The organism is Pseudomonas sp. WS 5503, from assembly GCF_012985385.1.
In the GTDB taxonomy this organism is placed as follows: domain Bacteria; phylum Pseudomonadota; class Gammaproteobacteria; order Pseudomonadales; family Pseudomonadaceae; genus Aquipseudomonas; species Aquipseudomonas paracarnis.
The window spans coordinates 181,287-196,767 of the sequence record NZ_JAAQWI010000005.1 but is presented as its reverse complement, the minus strand read 5'-3'; the positions used below and the strand labels follow the sequence as shown (position 1 = coordinate 196,767).

At 60.3% G+C, this 15,481-nt stretch carries 13 protein-coding genes and 1 pseudogene; 3 read left to right on the top strand and 11 right to left on the bottom strand.

The annotated features are described in order from the left end of the window. Window positions 1–3: 3 nt before the first annotated feature. The 5 genes from HBO10_RS15120 to HBO10_RS15100 are packed head-to-tail and all read right to left on the bottom strand — an operon-like array spanning window position 4 to window position 5,335. Window positions 4–999 carry a MoxR family ATPase gene (locus HBO10_RS15120; protein ID WP_034128602.1) on the bottom strand — a complete coding sequence of 332 codons (996 nt, stop codon included), beginning with the start codon at window positions 997–999 and terminating at the stop codon, window positions 4–6. Continuing rightward, window positions 996–2,153: a DUF4350 domain-containing protein gene (locus HBO10_RS15115; RefSeq protein WP_034128601.1), complete on the bottom strand. Its 1,158-nt coding sequence runs from the start codon at window positions 2,151–2,153 to the stop codon at window positions 996–998. Before HBO10_RS15115 ends, HBO10_RS15120 begins: the two co-directional genes overlap by 4 nt. Beyond that, on the bottom strand, window positions 2,150–3,679 hold the full coding sequence (locus HBO10_RS15110; RefSeq protein ID WP_034128600.1) for a DUF4129 domain-containing protein: 1,530 nt from the start codon (window positions 3,677–3,679) through the stop codon (window positions 2,150–2,152). The genes HBO10_RS15115 and HBO10_RS15110 overlap by 4 nt, the downstream gene beginning before the upstream one ends. Further along, the gene (locus tag HBO10_RS15105) at window positions 3,666–4,646 is read right to left on the bottom strand and encodes a stage II sporulation protein M (RefSeq protein WP_034128599.1); all 981 of its coding nucleotides are present in this window, start codon (window positions 4,644–4,646) and stop codon (window positions 3,666–3,668) included. The genes HBO10_RS15110 and HBO10_RS15105 overlap by 14 nt, the downstream gene beginning before the upstream one ends. Next, the gene (locus tag HBO10_RS15100) at window positions 4,643–5,335 is read right to left on the bottom strand and encodes an RDD family protein (protein WP_034128598.1); all 693 of its coding nucleotides are present in this window, start codon (window positions 5,333–5,335) and stop codon (window positions 4,643–4,645) included. The genes HBO10_RS15105 and HBO10_RS15100 overlap by 4 nt, the downstream gene beginning before the upstream one ends. A 167-nt stretch (window positions 5,336–5,502) precedes the next feature. Between HBO10_RS15100 and sbcB the strand changes: the two genes are divergently transcribed. Continuing rightward, window positions 5,503–6,930, top strand: coding sequence for an exodeoxyribonuclease I (sbcB, locus tag HBO10_RS15095; protein WP_034128597.1), 1,428 nt, complete (start codon window positions 5,503–5,505; stop codon window positions 6,928–6,930). A gap of 90 nt (window positions 6,931–7,020) precedes the next feature. On the opposite strand, the gene mvaT is transcribed toward sbcB, so the two are convergent. Beyond that, window positions 7,021–7,395 (bottom strand): histone-like nucleoid-structuring protein MvaT, encoded by a 375-nt coding sequence (mvaT, locus tag HBO10_RS15090; protein ID WP_019821235.1) that lies wholly within the window; start codon window positions 7,393–7,395, stop codon window positions 7,021–7,023. A gap of 352 nt (window positions 7,396–7,747) precedes the next feature. Between mvaT and purU the strand changes: the two genes are divergently transcribed. Next, on the top strand, window positions 7,748–8,596 hold the full coding sequence (gene purU / locus HBO10_RS15085) for a formyltetrahydrofolate deformylase (protein WP_019821236.1): 849 nt from the start codon (window positions 7,748–7,750) through the stop codon (window positions 8,594–8,596). A 123-nt stretch (window positions 8,597–8,719) separates the two neighbouring features. Here purU and HBO10_RS15080 read toward each other — a convergent pair whose 3' ends face one another. From HBO10_RS15080 to HBO10_RS15065, 5 genes and pseudogenes are all read right to left on the bottom strand, one after another. Further along, the gene (locus HBO10_RS15080) at window positions 8,720–9,829 is read right to left on the bottom strand and encodes a lysylphosphatidylglycerol synthase transmembrane domain-containing protein (protein ID WP_034128596.1); all 1,110 of its coding nucleotides are present in this window, start codon (window positions 9,827–9,829) and stop codon (window positions 8,720–8,722) included. Continuing rightward, the gene (locus tag HBO10_RS15075) at window positions 9,817–10,569 is read right to left on the bottom strand and encodes a polysaccharide deacetylase family protein (RefSeq protein ID WP_034128595.1); all 753 of its coding nucleotides are present in this window, start codon (window positions 10,567–10,569) and stop codon (window positions 9,817–9,819) included. Before HBO10_RS15075 ends, HBO10_RS15080 begins: the two co-directional genes overlap by 13 nt. Then, window positions 10,562–11,683: a glycosyltransferase family 1 protein gene (locus tag HBO10_RS15070; protein ID WP_034128594.1), complete on the bottom strand. Its 1,122-nt coding sequence runs from the start codon at window positions 11,681–11,683 to the stop codon at window positions 10,562–10,564. The genes HBO10_RS15075 and HBO10_RS15070 overlap by 8 nt, the downstream gene beginning before the upstream one ends. A 100-nt stretch (window positions 11,684–11,783) precedes the next feature. Continuing rightward, a pseudogene (locus HBO10_RS31345) lies at window positions 11,784–11,870 on the bottom strand (outer membrane lipoprotein carrier protein LolA); the annotation flags it as partial. 36 nt (window positions 11,871–11,906) lie between these two features. After that, the gene (locus HBO10_RS15065) at window positions 11,907–13,796 is read right to left on the bottom strand and encodes a methyl-accepting chemotaxis protein (protein WP_034128593.1); all 1,890 of its coding nucleotides are present in this window, start codon (window positions 13,794–13,796) and stop codon (window positions 11,907–11,909) included. Window positions 13,797–14,001: 205 nt separating this feature from the next. On the opposite strand from HBO10_RS15065, the gene HBO10_RS15060 reads away from it, so the two are divergent. Continuing rightward, window positions 14,002–15,480 (top strand): helicase HerA-like domain-containing protein, encoded by a 1,479-nt coding sequence (locus HBO10_RS15060; RefSeq protein ID WP_034128592.1) that lies wholly within the window; start codon window positions 14,002–14,004, stop codon window positions 15,478–15,480. Window position 15,481 lies beyond the last annotated feature (1 nt).

Below are 15,481 nucleotides of genomic sequence, written 5' to 3'. Positions count from 1 at the left end.
GCGTCATTGCCTTGGTGCTGCAATCTGGTCGAGTAACTGCTGGAGCACCTGGTCGACTTCCAAGCCGTCGATGTCCAGTTCTGGTGCGATGCGTACCCGGTGACGCAGTACCGCCAGGGCGCAGCCCTTGATGTCATCGGGGGTGACGAATTCGCCACCGCGCAACAGCGCACGGGCGCGTGCCCCGCGTACCAGGGCGATGGAGGCCCTGGGGCCGGCACCGATGGCCAGCCCCGGCCAACTGCGCGTGGCACGGGCCAGGCGCACGGCGTAGTCGAGCACCTGCTCATCCAGTGGCAGGTCACTGGCAATTTGCTGCATCGTTACTACGTCCGCGGCTTGCAGCACCGTACGCAACGGCTGTACCTCCAGCATGTCGGCCTTGGACGAGCGCGTCACTTCGCGGACCATATCCAGCTCTTGTAGAGCATCTGGGTAGTCCATTCGCACCTTGAGCATGAACCGGTCCAGCTCGGCCTCGGGCAGTGGGTAGGTGCCTTCCTGTTCGATGGGGTTCTGGGTCGCCAGCACCATGAAGGGCTGGCCGATGGGCAACGCCTCGCCCTCCAGGGTCACTTGACGTTCCTGCATGGCTTCCAGCAGCGCTGCCTGGGTCTTGGCGGGGGCACGGTTGATCTCATCGGCCAGCAACAGGTGGGTGAATATCGGCCCCTTGCGCAGTTTGAACTGTTCGGTCTGCAGGTCATACACGGCGTGGCCGGTGACATCGCTGGGCATCAGGTCCGGGGTGAACTGGATACGGGCGAAATCACCGCCAAAACAGCGGGCCAGGGCGCGTACCAGCAGGGTCTTGCCCAGGCCAGGCACGCCTTCCAGCAATACGTGGCCGCCTGCGATCAGGGCGGTGAGCACGTCGTCAATCACAAGGTCCTGGCCAATCACGACCTTGCGCAATTCCACGCGCAGCGCCTGGGCCTGCTGGCTGGCGTGCTGAAGCTTTTCGGCGGTCAGGGTGGTGGCCAGTGGAGAGTCGCTCATAAGGCATTCCTGAGGGTTTGCAGGTGCGCCACCTGTCGGCTGAAGTCGGCGTTGGAGAGCCGCTTCAGCGCAACGGGCTCAAGCGCCTGGCTGATGATGTGAGGGGGTTGTCGCGTAAGGTGTTCCAGCACCTGCCGTTGCCTTGGCGCATCGAGGTGTTCGAACCCGGGATGACGTCGCCGGGCTGCGCGCAGAATGTCGTGTCGCAAGGCTTGCAACAACGTGCCCTGGCCGCTGCGGCGCAATAGGAAGTCCGCGCTGGCCTTCAAGTGTTCCTGCAACTGGCGACGCGCCTTGGGATCCGGTGCCTGGATCGGGCCTTGGCGCATGCCTGCCTGCCACAGCCCCAGAGCAAGCAGCGCAACCAGGGCGACGAGGGCCTGGGGGAAATAACGGAGCAATAGAGTAAACAGATCGTCTGTGTCGCTGTTGAACAGCAGGGTGACGTCAGTGCCCTGGTTCAGGTACCACAGCAACCAGGCGTTATCATGTTTGCCGATATTGGCGGTTTTCCACAGGTCGCTGTCGGTGATCACCGTTACGTGGCCTTGCCCAAGGTCAAGTTGCATCAGGTGGCTGGACTTGGCGCTGTTGGCGGAAAACTGCGCCAGGTGCTTGGGGTCGGTGAGGTTGAAGTCGGTGTCAAAACTGAAGTACGCCGGGGCGGTTTCGTTGTCGACATAGAGCTTGGTCAGGTCCGGCTTGGTTTTTTTACGCGGTGGCGCGGGTTCGTCGAAGGTGTCGCTCAGGGCTTGGCGGATTGTGAGGCGATCAAGCAGCAGGTCACCGCTTGTGCCGGATTCCTCATCCCATAATGCCTCGGCGACCAGTAGCAGGTGGCCACCGGCTTTTGCCCAGCCCAGTAGTTGTTCGACCTGGCGCGGGGTCATGTTGCTGCGCTCCCCCAGCAGCAACAGGCTATGGCCTTTGGCAGGCAGGTCGGCGAGTCGTTCAAGGCCATTGGCGTGCGCCACAACCACGCCTTGCTGGCGTAGAAAGTGCTCGGCGGCCAGGTAAGGGTTGGCGCGTGCCTCTGGCGACGGGCCGCGGTCAACCACTTCGTCGTAGGGAATTGCTTTGTGCCAGGCATATAAGCCGCCCGCACCCAGCAGGCACGCCAACAACAGCGCTGTCCACAATAGCGCGCGATTCATTGGCTCGCTCCTTCACTGAAAAGAGCACGCCAGTCGCTGCACAGTTTTTGTTGGGCTGAAGAGGGCGGCAGACGGTGACCATAGGCCAGGTTTTGCCAGTGGCGCGTCAGTTCGTCGCTGAACGCCAGTAATTGCGGTTGTTGCAAACGATGAACGCGCTCCAGCACCTGCCCCTCGGTATCGGCGCTTGTCAGTGGCAGGTCGAACTCATGCAGCAGCCGGCTGAGCAACCCGCGATACAGCAGGCCAAGGGCCTCCCGTGGCTGAGTAGGCCATAGCTGTTCGGCGGTACTGGCGATGTCTTCGGGCAATGTCTCGGCGCCCAGCTCCAAGCCGAACAACTGAGCGGGAACGGGCGAGGGGGCGGTAGTGCGAGTGGGTCCGAGGCGGCTGACGAACGTGAGCAACCATTCACGGTAACGCCAGAACACCAGGGCCAGGCCGCCAATCACAAGGCTCCAGAGCAGTATTTCCAAGGTTTTGGCGACGTATTTGAAGGTGTCGCTGTTAAGGTTGTCGAGCAGTGCCTGGAGCCAGCCGGGTAATTTGCTGTCGCCCTTGGCCTTGTTTTCAACCGGCGCTTTTTCTTCGCCAAACCGATAGCGTGTGACGGTTTCCGGGTTCTTGAAAGGTGGCTTTTCCAGCAATGCCTGGATGGATTGGCTGGCGGCCTGGGTACTAAGTGGCTTATGGGCTGTGGTTTCATCTGCCATGGTCGGTGGGCTGATTTGTAGCAGTGCCAGGCCAACGACCAGCAACAACAGCGGTGCAACGTTGTTCAGGCGCTGGCGCAGGCGACGGAATACCAGTTCCAGGTCCCAGGCCTCCAGCACCGTGCGGCGGTTGAGGTACAGGCTGAAGCCACAGGCGACGTAGATGGGTTCCCAGAACACGAGGACCAGGGCATAGAAAGCATTGCTCAGGTGCTCAAGCCAAAGCACGTCCGAGCCTGATGCCAATACCAGTCGTTGCCAGTCCCAGTCCAGTTCAACCTGTTGCGGGATGAAGAGATAGAACAGGGCCATGCCGCCAAACCACAGACCGATTTCCAGGTGTACGCCGATCGTCGTCAGCCAGCGTGCGGCGCCAGCGTTACGTTGCAGCAACACCCCAAGGCGTCGTTGACGTGCGTCACCGTCCAGGCCTTCCAGTTGGCTGACGGGCAGGGTGAAGCTGCGACTCATGCTCAGCCGCCGCCAGGTCAGGCTGGCGAACAGTTGCCCTTTGAGCAACTGCGGCCAATGGCGAACGGCCTGTTTGAGGCTGGGGGGCTCAGCAAACAGGGCCTGGGAAAGAATGTACAGCGGCAAGCGGTCGAAGGCCGGCTTGAGCCACCAGAACAGGAACATGACCAGAGACGGGTAACTCCAGAGCAGCACCGTCAACAGGCTGAATATCGGAAGGCTCACCAGCGCCCAACTGCTCATCAGCAAGAAACGGTGTTCCCGGGCCATCAGCACACCCAAGTCCATGGCTTCCCAGGAAGTGCGCGGGCGAATGACTACGCTGGCGTCAGTCAGGCGCATGGCGACTCCGCCCGGCCAGGGTCAGGTAAGCGGCCACCAGCAGCCAGAGGGCGGCGCCTACCGCGTACTTGATCCAGGGCTCAATGCGAGTGGTTGAGGACCAGTAGGCTTCGATAAAGGCGGCGATCAACAGGAACACCATGACACCACAGAGCATCCTTACGCTTTTGCGCGCGGCCAGGCGCAGGGCTTCGCTGCGCGCCAAGCGCCCGGGGGCGACCAGTGACCAGCCCAGTTGCAAGCCTGCGGCACCGGCCAGTGTGATGGCGCTCAACTCGAATGCGCCGTGACCAATGACAAACGACCAGAAGGTCTGGCCATAGCCAATGTCGGTAAGGTGCCCGGAGACCGCACCTATGACCAAACCGTTGAAAATCAGGAAGAACACACTGCCCAGGCCAAACAACAGGCCGGCAGCAAAGGTCTGGAAGGCGATGCCGATGTTGTGCATCACGTAATAGCCAAACATCATCCAGTCTTCGCTGGCGGCACGCTCGGCAGCGCGGCCCAGGCGGTTGGCATCGGGGTTGTACATGCCCTGCATCTCGGCCACCTGCTGGGGGCTGATGATGCTGTAGACCAGGTCGGGGAACAGGTACACCAGCAGGGCGATCCCCACCAGGCTGCCAAAGAACAGCAGGCCGGCGATCAGCACGAAGCGCCATTGTTCGCGTACCAGGCGTGGGAAGTCGGCGAGAAGAAACGCCAGTATGTTTGCCGTCAGTTGGCTGCGATGACGATACAGTTGTTGATGGCCGCGCAATGCCAGCTGTTGCAACGGATCGACCAGGTAACTGCTGTAGCCGCGCTGCTGAGCCAGGGCCAGATGTTGGCACAGGCGTCGATATTGATGCGGGAAGTCGGCGACATCGGCGGCCTTGGCTTTACCTTGCTCCAGTTGCTTCAACTGCTCGGCGAAGGTTTGCCATTGATGCTGGTGGCGGCTTTCAAAAAGGCTTTGCTTCATGTCGGCCCCAACAAGCCACGGGCTACACCGTTGAGTTGCTCCACGGCACGCGGTGCAGGCACCTGCAGGGGCCCTGCGAGGATGGTGGCCAGTTCATGCACCCGTTCGGCCGAGAGTTCCGCCTGGCGTTCGGCGAAACCGAGGATGGCCCGCTGTTCGCTCAGCTCCAGTGCGAAGGGTAGGCGCAGGGCGGGTGCTTGAGGGATGCTCGGGCGTACCAGCGGCAGCTCGCGGTAGACCACCAGCGTGCCTGCCGCCAGGTCGCCGAGCCGCTTGAAGTGCGGATGCTGCAGGCAACTGATCGCGCCGAGGAAATAACCGAAGGGCAGCATGTCGACAAAACGCAGCAGGTTGCGGATCAATGATGCCGACCAGCCAATGGGCGTGCCGTCATCCTGTACCACGCGCAGGCCCATGACCTGCTTGCCCGGCGAGCAGCCGTGGTTGAGCACTTCGAACAACACCATGTACCACCAGCTCACCACGAACAGCAGCAGCGAACCCAGCCCGATCCCCACATTGCCGAGCAGCGCCAGCGGCACTAGCAGGATCCCCATGATGATCCCTCGCGCGCCCAGGTCGAATGCAAAGGCCAATGCCCGAGAGGGCAGGCCAGCAGGACGCAGGGGCAGGTCGATGCCCTCCGGCGTTTCTATCTGATAGTGGGTATCCAAAGGCGTTGATGGCATTGCGATCCTTGGCAGTGCGAGGCGACTTGAGAGACACGGATGCTAGCAGTGTCGACGGTGGAAGCAACCATTCGAGGGTTTTCTGGATATTTATACAGTCAGGTATCGCTGGCTCCCAACGCCTTGCAGCGCCTAGACTTTGTCGATCTTCAGCACAGGAATAGCCCGTGACCTCGATTTTCTGGTACGACTATGAAACCACTGGCATCAACCCGCGCAACGATCGCCCGCTCCAGGTAGCCGGGATCCGCACCGACCTTGAGCTCAATGAGATCGGTGCGCCGATCAATCTTTATTGCCAGCCCAGCGACGATATCCTGCCTCACCCGGCAGCGTGCGCGATCACGGGCATCACGCCGGGTGTCCTCGCCGAGAAGGGCCTTGCCGAAGCCGATTTCATGACTCGGGTGCACGCCGAACTGGCCGCGCCAGGTACCTGCGGCGCCGGCTACAACACCCTGCGATTCGACGATGAAATGACGCGCTACAGTCTGTACCGCAATTTTTTCGACCCGTATGCGCGCGAGTGGCAGGGCGGCAACAGCCGGTGGGACTTGATCGATGTGATGCGCACTGCCTACGCCCTGCGGCCGGAGGGGATCAACTGGCCCGAGCAGGACGGGCGTGTGACCCTCAAGCTCGAACGCTTGACCGAGGCCAACGGCATCGACCATGGCCAGGCCCATGACGCGTTGTCGGATGTGCGTGCAACCATCGCCCTGGCGCGGTTGGTCCGAGAGAAACAACCGAAGTTGTATGAATGGTTGTTTCAACTGCGCAGCAAGCAACGGGTCATGGATCAGGTGCGGTTGCTGCAACCGATGGTGCATATCTCCGGGCGTTTTTCCGCCGAGCGCCATTATCTGGGCGTGGTCTTGCCCCTGGCCTGGCACCCGCGCAATCGCAATGCCTTGATCGTCTGTGACCTGGGGCTCGATCCACAAGGGCTGTTGGACCTGGATGCGACGACGCTGCGTCAGCGTCTTTACACGCGCCGCGATGAGCTAGCCGAAGGTGAACTGCCGGTTCCGCTCAAGTTGCTGCATATCAACCGCTGCCCGGTGGTTGCGCCGTTGAAGGTGCTGCGCCCTCAAGACCTCGAGCGCCTTCAATTGGATAAGGAAGCTTGCCTCGCGCGGGCGCTGCGGCTAACTGACGCACAGGAAGTTTGGCGGGACAAGTTAGCGGCCATTTATGCCGAGGAAGACTTTGCGTCAAACTCGGACCCGGAGCAGCAGCTCTACGATGGTTTTATGGGTGACCGTGACCGCCGTTTATGTGAGCAAGTTCGCATGGCAGAGCCCGCGCAATTAGCCCGTCAGCAGTGGCCGTTCGATGATCATCGTTTGCCGGAATTATTATTTCGCTACCGGGCGCGTAACTTTCCTGAAACCTTGAACAATGAGGAGCAACAACGCTGGAAACTTTTCTGTCAGCAACGTTTGTCGGATGCACAGTGGGGGGCGCCGAATACCCTCTTGGCATTTAAGCAGGCGCGTGAGGAGTTGGCGGTTAGTGCTACATCGTTTCAGTGCCAGGTACTGGCGCAATGGCAGGACTATGTGGATTCCTTAGCGGCGCGCCTGAATCTGTAGGCGCATAACTACAGAATATTCAGACAATAAAAAACGCCAGCAAGCTGGCGTTTTTCATGTGTGACGTATCGGGTGAACGTCCGACCGGGCTTAGCCCAGCAGGGTTGCCCAACCTTCAACTACGTCACCGCCCCACTTGGCTTTCCACTCTTTCAGAGTTTTGTGGTTGCCACCTTTGGTTTCAATTACTTCGCCGTTGTGCGGGTTTTTGTACTGCTTGACCTTGCGAGCACGCTTGGTGCCGGTAGTTTTCACAGCGCCACGCGGTGCTTTAACTTTCGACTCTGGATCCAGCAGCGCGATGATGTCACGCAGGGATTTGGAGTATTCACCCATCAGGGTGCGCAATTTGCCTTCGAATTCCAGCTCGGTTTTCAGCTTGTCGTCTTCGGACAGGTTCTTCAAACGGGCTTGCAGCTCTTTGATAGCTTCTTCGGTGGCGCGGTATTCGTTGATCAGTGACATGTGGACTACCTTATGTAGAACGCTGATTGACAGGGTGAGTGGCCTAATAATAGTCAGGCAATTTCATCAAGTAAACATTTAAGACGGTATTTAGGCGAATGACATTGAATGTGTGGGAGAAAACCTGGCCGATGAGTTAATTAGTAAGCGTTATGCGCAAAAGATAATCACCTTAATTTTTTGCTACCGGCCTGAGCATGCCGTTGTATCGTCATATAGCGCTGGTAAAACCTTACACGATTAAGGGGTGTTACCACGGCCATGCCTCAAGATAAGGTGCAAGGGAATACTGCAGTTTTTCTGCGTAATCGCTAGAATAGCGGCCTTTGTGAAGTTCTGGAGTTTCCCCCTAATGCGCACTTTTCGGCTGGTGATTGCTTGCCCGGACCGGGTTGGCATCGTTGCCAAGGTCAGTAACTTTCTGGCTTCCCATAATGGCTGGATCACCGAGGCGAGCCATCACTCGGACGATCTCAGTGGTTGGTTTTTCATGCGTCACGAAATCCGTGCCGATACGTTGCCCTTTGGCCTGGAAGCCTTCCGCGAGGCGTTTGCGCCGATTGCCGAAGAGTTTTCAATGACCTGGCACATCACCGATACAGAGCAGAAGAAACGCGTGGTGCTGATGGCCAGCCGCGAATCCCACTGCCTGGCAGACCTGCTGCACCGCTGGCACAGCGACGAACTCGATTGCGAGATTGCCTGCGTGATCTCCAACCATGACGACCTGCGCAGCATGGTCGAATGGCATGGCATCCCTTATTACCATGTGCCGGTCAACCCACAGGACAAGGAGCCGGCATTCGCCGAAGTGTCGCGCTTGGTCAAGCAGCATGACGCGGATGTAGTGGTGCTGGCGCGCTACATGCAAATCCTGCCACCGGAGTTGTGCCGCGAATACGCTGGCAAGGTGATCAACATCCACCACAGCTTCTTGCCGTCCTTTGTTGGTGCCAAGCCTTATCACCAGGCTTCCTTGCGTGGCGTGAAGCTGATTGGTGCAACCTGCCACTACGTGACCGAAGAGCTGGACGCCGGCCCGATCATCGAGCAGGACGTGGTGCGCGTCAGCCACAGCGACAGTATTGAAGACATGGTGCGGTTCGGCCGTGATGTCGAAAAGATGGTGTTGGCCCGTGGCTTGCGCTACCACCTGGAAGATCGCGTGTTGGTGCACGGCAACAAGACCGTGGTCTTCTGACCCAGCGGTTTTGATTGAAAGACACGGGGGCCTGGAGGTAAAACTCTCCAGGCCCTTTTTTATTTCTGTTTCAGGAGATTCCCATGAGCGACCCGCTCGATAAAGCCACCTCACGGGCGCCTGCTACCTTGGGCGAGGGCTGTTTGAGTTGTTACGACCCGGACGCGCTGGATGCCGAGGATGGTACTGATTTTCCAGGCGCGGCGCGTTTATGGGAACAGACACAGGCGCAGGATGAGCAGCCTGCCGCCCCTGAAAAAGACGCTTGAGCAGCGGTTTGCCGACCATCAATAGAAACACTGGCGCACCGGCCAGCAAATAGAAGTAGTAGGTCACCGCGCGCCAGATCAGAATCGCCGCAGCCGCTGTGGATGTGCCCACCATGGGCGCCAGCAGTGCCGCTGACGTCAACTCCGCAGCGCCGGCCCCGCCTGGCGCCAGGCTGAACTGCCCGGCAGTCAGGGATAACATCTGGATCAGAAAGCTCCAGGCCCACTGCACCTCGCCCCCCAACCCGCGCAGCGCCAGGTACAGCACGCTGTAACGCAGCAGCCAATGCAGGCTGGTCAGCGCAAAGACCCCAAGCAAGGTGCTCCGGGGTAGTTTCAGGGTGGCGCTGAACGCCGCAAGAAAACGCAGCAACCGGCGTGCCCAGCGTCGGCGGGTGGTAGCACTGACCTTCATGGCCTTGAGTGCCAAACCCGCCAGGCGAATCAGCCGTCGGTGAAAATGCACCACGGCCCAGCCACTGATTACCCCACCCACCATCGACACGGCGCTGAGCCCCAGCAACCACTCCAGACGCGGGCTGAGGCTATGGAATAGCGCATATAGCAAGATCCCCACCAGTGCGCAGAGAAAAAACACTAGGTCGCTCAACTGGTCCATGGCAAACACCGCGCTGCCTTGGGCGGGGCGGATGCCATTGCGTGCCAGCAGGGCCATCAGGGTCAACGGCCCGCCGCTGCCGCCGGGTGTTGCACACATGGCGAACTCGGTGGATATCACCACGCCAAGGCTTTTAAGCGGGCCTAACTCGCCGCGATGCTCGCCAAGCAGCAGGCGGATACGCAGACTGTTGATCAGCCAGCAGCCAATGATCATGGCGAACATCCCCAGTAACTGGGGCAAGGGAAACTGGCGCAGGCGCGCAATGCTTTCGCCGCCGCCCAGCCACAATGGGATCACCAGCGCCACCAAGAGCGCCAACACTAACCAGATCAGTCGGCCCATGGCTGCGTCGCCAGCCAGGCGGCCTTGGTTTGGGGGACGCGCCCCGCGTTGAGCAGGCGTTGCAGGGTGTCTAGCCAATAATCGCGGGAAAACCTGTGGCGCATGTCCACCGGGTGCAAACCCAGTCGGATCAGCGGGGCCTCCTGCCACCGCTGTTCACGGCGATCACTGAGGATTTTGGACAATCCCCGGCGCCAGCCGCTGCGGGCGCTCCACACCAGGCCGGGGGCGTTGATAGGCGTGAAGTCCGGCAGGCGATAAAGATGTTGTGGGTCGCTGGTGTAGCTCAGCGGCAACTGGCGCAATGCCTGCCGGGTGCCGTCGCTCATCAACCAGGCGGGCGCAACAAAGCCATGCAGCGGCCAGCCATTGCGCTCAAATACCTCAATGCCGGCGGTCAACCGCCGCAACGCCTCGGCTTCGGACAGCTGGTAAAACTCGCCTTCGTGGGTATAGATGCGTCGCATAAACCATTCTTTTGGCGTACGCGGCCGAGGTTGGTCGTCGCAATGGTAGTACCCGTGCAAGGTGAGCTCATCGCCCTTGGCGACACGGCTGTCGAGCAGGCGCCGAAAATCGCGGTGGGCGGCCAAGTCGTCATGGTGATGGAAGTCTGGCACCACCAGCCAAGTGATGGGCACGTGGCCCAGTGCATCGACGGCCTCGACGAACGGCCGGTAGTCGGCCCAGGTGTGCGGAGCCACGTCGTGCAGTACCAGCATCAGCGCGCGCTCAGCCATGGGCGAGCATCGGTTCATGGCTGCCCAGCACGGCGCAGTAATGCCCCAGCAGGCTGTCGACTACCGTGTCCCACGCATAATGCTGCTCGACATGGCGCCGAGCCTGAGCACCCAGGCGTCGGCTGTCGGTACTGAACAGCTCGCGCACCGCCTCGGCCATGGCCTTGGGGTTGTTTGGCGCGCACAGCAGGCCACAACGCTCGTCGACAATCTCGGTAAAGGCCCCGGCCGCCACGGCGACCACTGGAATACCGCAGGCCATGGCTTCCAGGATCACCAGGCCGAAGGTCTCCTGGTCGCCACCATGCAGTAAGGCGTCGGCGCTGGCCATCAACCGAGCGACATGTTGGGCGGGCCGGAATCCGTCAATCACGGTGACATTGTCTGGCACGCTGGCCGGCATGCCGGAGCCCACCAGCAGCAAGTGGTAGCCTTCCCCCAGGCGTTTCATGCAGTTGAGCAGCACCGGCAGGTTTTTCTCCTTGGAGCCGCGCCCGGCGAAGATCAGTAGCCGAGTGTCTTCGCCAATCCCCAGTTCGGCGCGCAGGCCGGGGTCACGTACCTCAGGGGTGAAGGTTTGCAGGTCTACGCCCAGGGGTTGAACGAAGACATTTCTGACGCCAAGCCCGATGAGCTTGTCGGCCATTACCTGGCTGGGGGCGAGCACTCGGTCAAAATTCCCATAGAGTTTGCGCACATAGGCTTCAACATTGGGGGTAAACCAAGGCCCCATGCGGTTGCTCACCAGCAGTGGCAGGTCGGAGTGGTAAAAGCCGATGACCGGCACATCCAATTGGCGTCGGGCATCCAGCGCGGCCCACGCGGTCAGGTAAGGGTCGCCAACTTCGATCAGGTCGGGCTGTAAATCGTGCAGGACATTTCGCCAAGGCGCCAAACGAAGGGGGAAGCGATAGCCTTTGCCGAAGGGCAGGGCGGGCGCCGGTACTTTGAAGATGCCGTCCTGCTCGCTCAAGTGTGCGCCAGGAATCAACAGGCTGTGGCGAATGCCCTGCTTGAGCGCCAGACGCCGGTGCTTGGCGTCAAGGTAAGTGCGTACGCCACCGCTGGCCGGGGCGTAGAACATGGTTATGTCAGCGATATGCACGATGAACATCCCTCCGATCCATTGCTCTCCCTAGATGGACCTGAGGTAAGGATAGATGTTCGGTTTAGATTCGCAGCATGACGGTGGCGGGAGCGGACAAACAGCACGCTGTAGGAGCGAGCTTGCTCGCGAAAAACTCACAGACCCCGCGTTTCTTCAGGCAGCCCGCGTTATCGTTGACGTTTTTCGCGAGCAAGCTCGCTCCTACAGGTGGATTAAGGTGGGGGGCACCTCAGATCCGGAAGCTGCCCACCAATTGCTTCAAGCGCGAGGCCTGTTGTTCCAGGTCCGAGCAGGCGCGCAGGGTCGATTGCAGGTTTTCCACCCCTTCCTGGTTGAGGGTGTTGATCTCGGTGATGTCCATATTGATCGACTCCACCACCGAGGTTTGTTCTTCCGTTGCGGTGGCGACCGACTGGTTCATGCCGTCGATCTCGCCAATGCGCTGGGTCACGCTGTTCAGGCGCTCGCCGGCCAGGTTGGCGATTTCCACGCTGTCCAGGCTGTGGCGTTGGCTTTCGCTCATGGTAGTCACCGAGTCCCGGGCACCCACCTGTAGCTCTTCGATCATCGTCTGCACCTGTTGCGCCGACTCCTGAGTGCGATGAGCGAGGTTGCGCACTTCATCGGCCACGACCGCAAAGCCACGCCCGGCTTCCCCCGCGCGCGCCGCTTCGATCGCCGCATTGAGCGCCAGCAGATTGGTTTGCTGGGAAATGCTGGTGATCACCTCAAGAATCTGGCCGATATTCACCGTTTTGCTGTTAAGTGCTTCGATATTGGTGCTTGAGGTGCTGATCATGCTGGATAACTGCGTCATCGCCTTGATATTGCGTTCAACCACCTGCTGGCCGTCTTCGGCCAAGTGCCTGGCATCGCTGGCCTGACTGGAGGCTTGGGCGGCGTTGCGTGCGATCTCCTGGGCTGCGGCCCCCAGTTGATTGATGGCGGCAGCGACACTGTTGGTGCGGTTGGCCTGTTCGTCAGAGTTGACCATCGACGAGTTGGAGGCGCTGACCACCCGCAGGGCTACTTCATTGACGTGCTCGGTGGCTGAAGACACTTCGCGAATCGAGGTATGAATGCGCTCGACGAAGCGGTTGAAAGCATTGCCCAAGGTGCCGAATTCATCATTGTTCTGGATGGTCAGGCGGCGGGTCAGGTCGCCTTCACCGTCGGCAATGTCTTGCATGGCGCGGGTCATCAGGTGCAAAGGTTGCAGCAAGACGCGGATCAGCATGCCGAGCAGGGCGATGATGATCACCACCGCGATGATCGTGGCGATCACCGCCGAGGTGCGGAACTCACTGAGCATGGCGAAAGACTTGTCCTTGTCCACCGAAACGCCCAGGTACCAGTTCACCGATGGCAGGCCCTTGATCGGTGTGAACGTCACGATATTGGTCTTGCCATTGGCTTGCACTTCGCTGAAGTCGCCGCTGATCTTCGGCGTGTCTTTTGGATAAACGTCCGACAGGGTCTTCATCACCAGGGCTTTATCGGGGTGCACCAGCACTTTGCCGTCGGCGCTGACCAGGAACGCATAGCCCATGCCGCCAAAATCCAGCGCGCCGATGTTATCCACCAGGGTCTGCAGGCTCAGGTCGCCACCGACCACGCCGATGCTCTGGCCGCCCTTGGCGCTTGGCGTGGCAACGGAGATGATCAGTTGCCCGGTCGCCGCGTCGATATAGGGTTCGGTCAGGGTCGAGCCGTTACTGGCCTGGGCGCCCTTGTACCAGGGGCGAACACGCGGGTCGAAGCCGTCGGGCATCTTGGTGTCAGGGCGGATGGTGAACGTGCCCTGGCTGTCACCGACGTAGGTCGCCATGAATGACGAGGTCAGCGCTTTCTGCTCCAGCAGGCTGGCGACGACGGCTTTTTCAGGGTTGATGGCGATGTTCTGTGCGGCGTTTTCCACCAGGGCGATACGTCCGGTGAGCCAGGTCTGGATGTTGCTGGCGGTAACGTCGCCCATCTCGTGCAGATAGTTGTTGAGGTCGTCGCGAATCGCGTTGCGCTGCAGATAGTCGTTGTAGAGGGTAAACAACGCAAAGGCGGCGATGACGATAAGGGAGGCTGCAAGCAGGATCTTGTGGCTGAAGCGCAGATTTTTGTTCATGGCTTGAAGGGTCCGCTAAGGTCTTAATATCCGAGGCGCATCCAATGCGGGAGGCGCGAAATGGCAGCGTTAAAAAAGGTGTGGTATTTCTGGTGATAGCTCCGTTGGTCCGTATCGGAATTATCTGACCGTTTTTTAGTCTTTGTCGGGCTTACATCCGTCTATATCGACCTCGCGGCACTAAAGATTAACCATAGGTGACGAAATGCCTGACTCCACACAACTGCTTATCGGTGCAGGCCTTGACGGCCAGCCCATCGCCCAGTCCATGCGCCTGGCCAACCGTCATGGGTTGATCGCCGGCGCCACCGGCACCGGCAAGACCGTCACCTTGCAGCGCCTGGCGGAAGCCTTCAGTGATGCGGGCGTGGCGGTGTTCGCCGCCGACATCAAAGGCGACCTCTGCGGCCTGGGCGCCGCCGCCAACCCCCAGGGCAAAGTGGCCGAGCGCATCGCCGGTATGCCCTTCCTTGATTACACGGCCCAGGCGTACCCGGTCACCCTGTGGGATATCCACGGCCAATCCGGTCATCCGTTGCGCACCACCATCAGTGAAATGGGCCCGCTCTTGCTCGGCAGCCTATTGGAACTCACCGACAGCCAGCAGTCGGCGCTCTATGCGGCGTTCAAAGTGGCCGACCGCGAAGGCCTGTTGCTGCTGGACCTCAAGGACCTCAAGGCACTGCTCAATCACCTGCGCTATCACCCGGAACTGCTGGGCGAAGACGCCGCCTTGATGACCACCGGTTCCAGCCAGGCCTTGTTGCGGCGTTTGGCAGTGCTGGAGCAGCAGGGCGCCGAAGCCCTGTTTGGCGAGCCGGCCCTGCAACTGGAGGATATTTTGCAGCCCGCCAGTGATGGGCGTGGGCGCATCCACCTGCTGGACGCCAGCCGCTTGGTGCATGAAGCGCCGAAGGTCTACGCGACCTTCCTATTGTGGCTGCTGGCAGAGTTGTTTGAACAATTGCCGGAACGCGGCGATGCCGACAAACCGTTGCTGGCGTTGTTTTTCGATGAAGCGCACTTGTTGTTCGCCGATACGCCAAAAGCCTTGCAGGAGCGTCTGGAGCAAGTGGTGCGCCTGATCCGTTCCAAAGGGGTTGGCGTGTACTTCGTCACCCAGTCGCCGAGCGACCTGCCGGATACGGTGCTGGCGCAACTGGGCCTGCGCATCCAGCACGGTTTGCGCGCATTCACCGCCAAAGAGCAGAAATCCCTGCGAGCGGTGGCGGACGGTTTTCGGCCCAACCCGACGTTCGATACTTTGTCGGTGCTTACAGAATTGGGCACCGGTGAGGCATTGGTGGGAACCTTGCAGGAAAAGGGCACACCTGAAGTCGTCCAGCGCGTACTGGTTGCTCCCCCGCAATCGCGGATCGGGCCGCTCAGCGAAGCAGAACGTGCGGCGTTGGTCGCCAGTTCGCCACTCTTGGGGCGCTACGACAAGCCGGTAGATCGTGAGTCTGCCTATGAAGTGCTGATGGCTCGCAAGGAACTGGGAGCTGCCGAGGAGGCCGCGCCGGCCACCGAAGAGCCGAGCTTCACCGACAAGGCGGGTGCATTCCTGGGGACCACGGCGGGCAAGGCGTTGAAATCAGCCATGCAGCAGGCCGCCAATCAGATGGGGCGCCAGTTGGTGCGGGGGTTGCTGGGTTCGTTGCTGGGCGGCAGCAAACGCAAATAGC